This is a genomic window from Fusicatenibacter saccharivorans (genome assembly GCF_027667425.1).
Taxonomy (GTDB): Bacteria; Bacillota; Clostridia; order Lachnospirales; family Lachnospiraceae; genus Fusicatenibacter; species Fusicatenibacter saccharivorans.
This window is the reverse complement of sequence record NZ_JAQEGR010000001.1, coordinates 1-1,794: the sequence shown is the minus strand read 5'-3', so window position 1 is coordinate 1,794 and position 1,794 is coordinate 1. Positions and strand designations below refer to the sequence as shown.

The following is a 1,794-nucleotide window of genomic DNA, read 5'->3' as shown; positions in this document are numbered from 1 at the left end:
CCTTGCTGAAATATCCATCATAGGCGGCTCCTTTCATCGTTCCTGGTCTCTCTGACGCTTTTTCTGCCATGCCTCCAGCAGCTTGATGATGGTTTCCTGCATCCGCTGGGGCGTATAGCTTTTAGGGAAATACTTCCGCAAGGTGTCAGAGGTAAATGTCACTCGGTCCAGATCGCTTTTCTTTTCCTCACCCATGATGACACGCATCATATCGAGGGTCAGATGCCCCTCCTGACTGTATTTCTTGAGCCGCTGGGCTTGAGAAAGAGAAGGGGTAGCCTGTTCGCTGTCCATCGCGTCCAACAGGTCTACCTGTTCCTCCTTTTTGAGAAAGGACAGCTCATAGGCAGGGTTCAGGGCAATCTTCTTTTCATCCACCATATCCATCAATTCAGAAATCAGCTCTGTCAGACGGATATAGCGAAAAATCTGGTTTTTACTCTGACCTACTTGCTCTGCCAAAATCTCACTGGACTTCTTGCCCTCTAACTTGTTCCCAACTTGGGAACAAGTTAAATCAACTCGCTCTCCCTGATGTTTCATAGCATCCAGTTTCATTTTATAAGCAAATGCTCTTTCACTGGGGAGGAGACTTTCTCGTTGCAGATTGCTGTCAACCATAATAATTGTGGCTGCATCATCGTCCAGATCACGGACAATTACCGGCATGGTCTCTTTTTCTGCCAGTTCACTTGCTCTGTGCCGTCTGTGTCCGGCCACCAGTTCATAACCGCCCTCCGGGTCCGGTCGAGCAATCGCCGGAACCAGAACGCCATACTGCTTGATACTGTCGGCGGTCTCCATCATGGCTTCGTCATCCTTGACTTTGAATGGGTGGTTCCTAAAGGGATGCAGTTCAGACAATGGAATTTCCTGAATCTTTTCCAGCTTTGCATCCTGGCGGCCTTCTTCGGTGGAGAACAGATCATCTACCGAGGCCAGCTCTATTTTTTTCGCGCTGCTTTTCAAGTTTCAACACCTCCTTCGTCAGATTTCGATACCCCTCTGCCACTTTGCCGCCAGGGTCATGGGCGAAAATACTTTTTCCCTCTGCACTGATTTCCTTTGCCCGGACAGAGTGCGGAATCTCTGTGCCGAATACTTTGATCTTGCTGCCATAGGTCTCCCGCAGGAGCGAGGAAATCTCTTTGGCAAAGTTGGTTCGGCTGTCCACCATCGTCAGCAGGATACCGTCTATCTGGAGCTTGGGGTTGATCTGCCGCTTTACCTTGTTTACCGTGGAGAGCAGCTGTTCCAGCCCTTTAGCGGGCAGATACTCTGCCTGAACGGGAATGATGATCCTATTCGCAGCGGCCAGCGCATTGACTGTGAGCATACCAAGGGAGGGCTGGCAGTCGATGAGGATATGGGAGTATTGCCCCTTCAGTGTGTCCAGATATTGCCGCAAGATAGTCTCACGACTCATAGCATTTACCAAGGATACTTCCATACCGGAAAGTTGAATGTCGGCGGGCATCAAGTCTACTCCCTCCAGGTGGTGCAGGATACCCTCGCCGGAATGAATCGGCTCATCCATTAGGATATGCCCCATAGCGTCCGACAGCGTAAAGGGCAACTTGTCCGGCTGGGGATTGCCCAAGCTGATCGTCAGGCTGCCTTGCGGGTTTCCGTCGATCAGCAGGACTTTCTTTCCGGCTTGCGCCAGCCCGATTCCCAAGTTGGCACAGGTCGTTGTCTTGCCAACGCCGCCTTTCTGGTTGGCAATGGCGATGATTTGCGTGTTCATTGACTTCACGTATAATCCAATTATCTTAGATGGTAATTGGATTTTTC

2 protein-coding genes are annotated in these 1,794 nt (G+C 50.6%); both read right to left on the bottom strand.

The window, feature by feature from the left end:
- Positions 1 to 33: 33 nt before the first annotated feature.
- Positions 34 to 969, bottom strand: a complete 936-nt coding sequence (locus tag PGS38_RS00010; RefSeq protein WP_119189007.1) for a ParB/RepB/Spo0J family partition protein — start codon at positions 967 to 969, stop codon at positions 34 to 36.
- Entirely contained in the window at positions 926 to 1,747 is an 822-nt protein-coding gene (locus PGS38_RS00005) for a ParA family protein (RefSeq protein ID WP_119189008.1), read from the bottom strand. Before PGS38_RS00005 ends, PGS38_RS00010 begins: the two co-directional genes overlap by 44 nt.
- Between the last annotated feature and the right edge of the window lie 47 nt (positions 1,748 to 1,794).